The sequence below is a fragment of the Proteiniphilum sp. genome (assembly GCF_040307845.1).
Classification (GTDB): domain Bacteria; phylum Bacteroidota; class Bacteroidia; order Bacteroidales; family Dysgonomonadaceae; genus Proteiniphilum.
This window is the reverse complement of record NZ_JAWRIS010000002.1, coordinates 1-7206: the sequence shown is the minus strand read 5'-3', so window position 1 is coordinate 7206 and position 7206 is coordinate 1. Positions and strand designations below refer to the sequence as shown.

Below are 7206 nucleotides of genomic sequence, written 5' to 3'. Positions count from 1 at the left end.
CAGGGGATTGATCAAGCAGAAACTGTTCTCATACGCCAGGTGCATGTGGATAAACTGCCGGAGGCTGGAGATTTTCCTGATAACAGCAAGTCAAAGAACCATTGACGGCATTTTTGCCGCCTTCAAGCGGTTGTTCAACGGCTATATCGAAAAGATAATATCCCGTTTTTCAAACCGACTTTCTATTTTTATCGACTTCTTCGGAATGAAAAAATCATCCCGAAGAGAACGAATACTAATTTTTACTACTTTTTAAAGGGGACTCAATTATTTAATTTGCGTAATTCAAATTTAAATGATACTTTTGCACTCACTTTTACGGGATGTAGCTCAGTCCGGTTTAGAGTACTCGTCTGGGGGGCGAGTGGTCGCTGGTTCGAATCCAGTCATCCCGACAGTGAAAATCAGCCATTTACTCTTTTTGTAAATGGCTGATTTTTTTACTGACAGAGATACTTACTCACGGCTCTCAATTATAAATTGTATTATTTATTCAATAGGTTATTGACCTTTTCAGTAAAGTAATAACCGCCTATTTTAGGTGCTCCTACAAATTCCACAATGCCCTTTTCCTTAACAAACGAAGATAGTTCTCTGTGATACAGCGTATTTACAATTAAAGTAATTCATCCGACCACTCACCAAATCCATTGCCCGATAAATCGCTTCGGGATTCCAGCTTCTTTTATATTCAATCCTTTCGCTTTCAACAACACGGCCGGAGAGAAGTTTTTCTATATTAATCGGAATTGTCATATTCTTTCGCTTAGACTGTAAAGATACAATTTATTTCTGTAAACCTTTTGCTTCCTTTCGTTGTTAGTTGAATTAAGAGTAATAACAGATTGTGCGATGGAAACAACTAAATCAAAATCAGTTCAGAAACTTACCGTTAACGGAAAGAATTATAATTATAGTTCTTTGAAAGACCTTTCTTATGGTCAGATTGAACATCTACCCTTCAGTATCCGTATCTTATTGGAAAATGTATTACGGAATTATGACGGCTTCAGCATCACGGATGATCATATCAATACATTGGTTAACTGGTCGCCTATACCTATAGATAAGGATATTCCTTTCATGCCGGCGCGTATATTAATGCAAGATTTCACGGGAGTGCCTGCCGTGGTTGACATGGCTTCACTGAGGGCTGAATATGTACGGCATGGCAAAGACGGCCAGAGGATCAATCCTGCCATTCCCGTTGATTTAGTGATCGACCACTCGGTACAGGTCGATTATTTTGGCACTGATTATTCTTATGACAAGAACGTGCAAGTGGAGTATGAACGAAATAGTGAGCGGTACGAATTACTGAAATGGGCACAAAATGGCCTTCATAATTTTACGGTAGTTCCTCCCGGATTGGGCATTTGCCATCAGGTCAACTTGGAATATCTGGCCAAAGGAATTATACGCCGTGATGGTTGGTTATTTCCGGACACACTGGTCGGTACCGACTCACACACTCCCATGGTGAATGGCATTGGCGTGATCGGATGGGGTGTGGGTGGTATCGAGGCGGAAGCAGCCATGCTCGGACAACCTATTTTCTTTACCTGTCCCGAAGTGATAGGGTTGAAGTTAACGGGAAAGATACCGGAGCAATGTACTGCCACCGACATGGTATTGTCGATCACAAAAGTGTTAAGAGACAAAGGTGTAGTGGGTAAGTTTGTGGAAGTATTTGGCGATGGTCTGGACACTTTAACAGTTACCGACAGGGCAACTATTTCTAATATGTCACCCGAATTCGGATGTACGGTAACCTATTTCCCGGTTGATGACCTCACTTTACAGTACATGCGCCAGACCAATCGTACGGAAGAAGAGGTGAAAATTGTCGAGACCTATTGTAAGGAAAACCTGTTATGGCGTACCGGAAATGAGAATATACAATATTCCTCTCTGGTGGAATTTGATCTGTCGACACTTCAACCGACAGTTTCAGGTCCCAAGCGTCCACAGGACAAGATACTGGTCAAAGATTTAGGCAAGCAGTTCGAGCTCCTGCTGGAAAAAGAATATGCCCGCTCTTATTTTCCGGTGCATGACAGGCGTGAATCGGCATGGCTGGCCGACGGCGGCTCCGGAACCGAATTTACTTTTGGCAAAGTACCTGTCAATGCGCCCACGACTTATGAGGTAGAAAAAGAATCGATTCGGTCCGTAAGGATCAAGCACAAGAATAAAGAGTTTGTACTCAGTGACGGCAGTATCGTGATTGCGGCCATCACCAGTTGTACCAACACCTCTAATCCCGCTGTAATGGTCGGTGCCGGGTTATTGGCAAGAAATGCGGTCATGAAAGGATTACGCACCAAATCGTGGGTCAAGACCTCCCTGGCCCCCGGATCCAAGGTGGTAACACAATACCTGGAGCGTTCCGGCCTGAATGCAGATTTGGAAGCCTTGCGTTTTCATACGGTAGGCTATGGCTGCACATCCTGTATCGGAAACTCGGGGCCGCTTCCCCCCCATATCGCTGAAGCTGTAGAAAAGGGTGAATTAGTTGTATCTGCCGTATTGTCCGGCAACAGAAATTTTGAAGCCCGCGTACATCCGCAGGTAAAGATGAATTTCCTGATGTCTCCCATGCTGGTCGTGGCTTATGCGCTGGTGGGCAGGATAGATGTCAATCTCATGGAAGATCCCCTGGACTATGATCCCAATGGCAATCCCGTATACCTGAAGGATATCTGGCCCGGTAGGGATGAAATTGCTGAAACGATCAAGTCCTGCATGAAGGTCGAAGATTTCAAACAGGTCTACGATACTATTTTTGACGGCTCTACCGATTGGCAAAACCTGAAAGTCAGTTTGGGTCAGAATTACAAATGGGACAAAAATTCCACCTACATCAAAGAGGCCCCCTTCTTCGAAGGATTGAGTAAGGAATTACACCCTGTAAAGGATATTCACAATGCCCGGGTATTGTTATATCTGGGTGATTCCGTCACAACCGATCATATCTCCCCGGCAGGTTCATTCAGGGAAGACAGTGCCGCGGGTAAATATTTGCTGGAGCACGGGGTTAGCCGGGCCGATTTCAATTCCTACGGATCGCGTCGTGGCAATCATGAAGTGATGATGCGGGGTACTTTTGCCAATGTCCGCATCAAAAATAAAATCACCGAAAGGGAAGGCGGCTATAGCATCTATTTCCCGAAGAAAGAAGTGAAAACCGTCTATGAAACGGCGATGGCCTATAAGAAAGACGCTACGCCCCTGATTGTATTGGCCGGCAAGGAATATGGTTCCGGTTCGTCGAGGGACTGGGCTGCCAAGGGCGCCTTCCTGTTAGGCGTGAAGGCGGTGATTGCCGAGAGCTTCGAGCGGATCCACAGAAGTAACCTGGTAGGCATGGGCGTGGCACCGTTGGTATTCATCAATGGACAGAATGCCGAATCATTGGATCTGGATGGCAGCGAGACCTATTCCATCATCGGATTAGCTTCCGACTTAGTACCTCATAAAATAGTGGAGGTAAGAGCCGTGCATCCCTCCGGGAAGATCACCGATTTCCACGTCAAAGCACGTTTCGATTCCGCAATCGAAATAGAATATTATAAAAATGAAGGTATCCTGCAATATGTATTGCGTGACTACCTACGGAAGGATGAGTAGATGTATAAAACCGGGCAGAATGTTTTTTCTGCCCGGACACTTTATTGATTTCAGTTTTAAGCATATGCCACGTTGTCAGCCTATGCCTCCTGATACTTTGAGAAATCTACATTCAGCATGCTCCCGGTCTCCTTCAATGCGTGATGGAAAGCGAAGCAGGCATAGATATCCTGGGGAAGATGCCCTTTCACACCACGATTGAGATACTCGTGCAGCAATGGCCGGTAATCGGGGTGGGCGCATTTCTCAATAATTTCTTCAGCGCGATTCCTTGGCCCCTTACCACGCAGGTCGGCCACTCCATATTCCGACACCACAATCTTCACCGAGTGCTCATTGTGGTCCTCATGGGTCACCTTAGGTACTATACAGCTGATGGCCCCATTCTTGGCCGTAGAAGGTGTAAGGAATACCGAAAGATAAGAGTTGCGGGTAAAATCTCCCGATCCTCCGATCCCGTTCATCATCTTGGTACCGTTCACATGGGTGGAGTTGACGTTGCCAAATATATCCACTTCGATGGCAGTATTCAAGGCAATAATCCCCAACCTGCGCGCCATTCCCGGATTATTGGATATCTCCGACGGACGCAATACCAGTTTATTTTTAAAGAAGTCAAGGTCGTTATAGAACTGATGAAGTACATCATTGCTCACCGTAAGCGAGCAGCCGCTGGCAAATGAGATATAACCTTTCTGCATCATGTCGAGTACAGCATCCTGTATCACTTCGGTATATACCTCAAAACGGGGAATATCGGGGTTGCTGCCCATGGAAGCCAATACCGCGTTGGCGATATTTCCCACTCCCGACTGGATAGGGAGGAAATGGGCGGGAATACGGCCGGCCTTCATCTCCGCAACGAAAAACTCAGCTACGTTGTTCCCGATTTGTTGCGTGACCTCATCCACGGGGGCAAAACCATGTCCTTCCCCGTCCCTGTCGGTTTCCACTACAAATATCTTTTCCGGATTCACCTTCACGTAATCGAGCCCCACCCGGGCCTGTACTTCGAAGATGGGTATCTCCCGTCGTTTGGGGGGATCCTGCAATTCATAGATATCGTGAATACCCCGTAATTTAGAAGGAACTTGTTTGTTCAATTCCACGATCACGATATCCGCTAACCGGCAGATGGTAGGTGTAATTCCCACGGCTGTTGTGGGTACAATTTCACCTTTTTCGGTCACCTCGCAAGCCTCTATGATAGCCACATTTATTTTTCCAAGAAACCCGTAACGGATTTCCTGGGCCAACTGGGAAAGATGTATATCAAAAAAATCGAGTTCATTCCGGTTGATCGCCTCGCGCATATCTTTGTTCGTCTGGTAAGGTGTCCGGAATTTGATCGCTTTTGCACGGGAAAGTGCCCCGTCTATGGAGTCGCCGGTGGATGCTCCCGTGAAAACACCGATCTTGAAAGGATTACCCTTGGCATGCTCTGCCTCCGCCCTTTTAGCAATTTCCACCGGAACCACTTTGGGACATCCGGCATGAGTAAAACCGCTGAAGCCTACGTTGTCGTTATTCTTAATAAGTTCCGCAGCCTCTTCAGCACTGATAAATTGTAATGCCATAAAAAAAGTAAATATTTTGTGTTTAGATAAAAATCAATGTAAATCAATACTTTCTCTGCATGATCTCCCCGTAAATCAACCCCTTTTTAAGTTCTTCCTGGCCTGTTTGGCCTCGGAGAGCCTGAAGCAACGGATGCAATGATTTCTTTGATTTTTCCTCCCGGGTATTGTCGGATGCATCGGGTGAATCCGGATCCGCTTCATAAAATGAATTTACATCATAATCAAAAGTATAACTCGAAAGGGTGGATGGTTCCTGGTGAATGGATACCAGATCAAGTGAAGATTGAAAATTGTCGTACCTTTCCTTTGCCGAATAAGTGGCAGGTACGGGCGGCGGCAGAATTTTACGCATTCTGGTCTGAGGGTAAGAAGGCGGTATAACCTCTTCCTCGTCCTCTTCTTCAAAAAATGGTCGAGATTCAATTTCCTGTTGTCTCTGAGCTTCCGCTTGCTTCTGTTGTTGTTTTTTCTTGCGGGAATCATTAAAAAAACCCAATATCAAGAAAAAGGCCAGAAGTATAAAATAAATAATATCTCCAAATTCCATATTTTGATTAATTTTGCAACCGGACAAAAATAGTGATTTTTTCTGAATTGGAGGTTACATGGTCAATATAAAAAAATCGAGAGCAACTTCACAGTCACTCCCGAGCAATTAACCAAAACCTTAACTATGAAAAAATTTTTATTTTTCCTTGAGGCAAAGTTAGTATAAGAAAAAGAATATTGCAACTTTTCTGTCGATAATTTGACATTTTAACTTTTCCCGGAATTTCGGGATGTGCATATCACAGTTTATAAATAAGTTATGAAGCCGTCCACGAACGGTTCCATACGCGAAATGAAAAATAAAATGAATCCGAACGGAGTAAAAGAAAAAAAACTATTCATAGAGACTTACGGCTGTCAAATGAATGTGGCGGACACAGAAGTAGTAGCATCGATCATGGAGATGGATGGTTACAGCCTTACCGACAATGATCGCGAGGCCGATGCTATATTCGTGAACACCTGTTCTATAAGGGATAACGCAGAACAGCGGGTGGTACAGCGACTGGAATATTTCAACGCGCTGAAGAGAAAACGCAAAGGACCTCTTATTGTGGGAGTATTGGGATGCATGGCCGAAAGGGCAAAATCGGACCTGATTGATGATCACAATGTGGATCTGGTAGTGGGTCCCGATGCCTATCTCGACCTTCCTAATTTAGTGGGGGCTGCGGAAAGGGGTGAGAAGGCCATCAATATCCAACTCTCAAAAACGGAGACCTACAAAGATGTAATCCCTTTGAAATTAAACGGGAGCAACATTTCCGGATATATATCTATTATGCGTGGGTGCGATAAATTCTGCACCTATTGCATCGTGCCCTTTACCCGCGGCCGGGAACGCAGCCGGGAACCGGAAAGTATCCTGAATGAACTGCGTGTTATGCGTGAAAAGGGATTCAGGGAAGTGACCCTGTTGGGACAGAATGTAAATTCCTACCGTTTCACGGACAGCAACAGAAAGATTGATTTTCCCGCCCTGTTGGCGATGGTGGCCGAGGAAGCCCCGGGCATGCGGATCCGTTTCACCACGTCACACCCCAGGGATATGAATGATGAAACGCTGGAGACCATCGCCAAATACAAAAACCTCTGCAACTATATCCACCTTCCCGTACAATCGGGGAGTTCAAGGATGATGAAGTTGATGAACAGGAGATACGACAGGGAATGGTATATGGACAGGATTGCCGCCATCAAACGGATCATCCCCGGATGCGGCCTCTCTACCGACCTCATGTGCGGATTCCATTCCGAAACGGAAGAAGATCACCAGGAGACACTTTCCATGATGCGTGAAGTGGGGTTCGATTCGGCTTTCATGTTCAAATATTCGGAGCGACCGGGCACTTACGCTGCAAAAAGATTGGAAGACAATGTACCGGAAGAGGTCAAAAGCAGACGCCTGCAAGAAATTATCGACCTGCAAATGGAATTGTCGCGGCAA

4 protein-coding genes and 1 tRNA gene are annotated in these 7206 nt (G+C 45.5%); 3 read left to right on the top strand and 2 right to left on the bottom strand.

Going from position 1 to position 7206, the window contains the following annotated elements; genetic code table 11:
• The first annotated feature begins 319 nt into the window (after nucleotides 1–319).
• Nucleotides 320–395: transfer RNA gene (locus tag ABV001_RS00105), tRNA-Pro, on the top strand.
• A 457-nt stretch (nucleotides 396–852) separates the two neighbouring features.
• Entirely contained in the window at nucleotides 853–3630 is a 2778-nt protein-coding gene (gene acnA / locus ABV001_RS00100) for an aconitate hydratase AcnA (protein WP_352420921.1), read from the top strand.
• An 80-nt stretch (nucleotides 3631–3710) separates the two neighbouring features.
• On the opposite strand, the gene ABV001_RS00095 is transcribed toward acnA, so the two are convergent.
• The gene (locus ABV001_RS00095) at nucleotides 3711–5207 is read right to left on the bottom strand and encodes a butyryl-CoA:acetate CoA transferase (RefSeq protein ID WP_352420920.1); all 1497 of its coding nucleotides are present in this window, start codon (nucleotides 5205–5207) and stop codon (nucleotides 3711–3713) included.
• 43 nt (nucleotides 5208–5250) lie between these two features.
• A complete protein-coding gene (locus ABV001_RS00090) occupies nucleotides 5251–5757 on the bottom strand; it encodes a hypothetical protein (protein ID WP_352420919.1) in 507 nt (168 codons plus the stop codon).
• Nucleotides 5758–6063: 306 nt separating this feature from the next.
• Here ABV001_RS00090 and miaB point away from each other — a divergent pair.
• Nucleotides 6064–7206: tRNA (N6-isopentenyl adenosine(37)-C2)-methylthiotransferase MiaB (gene miaB / locus ABV001_RS00085; protein WP_352420918.1), on the top strand; the 1143-nt coding region annotated here is incomplete at its 3' end.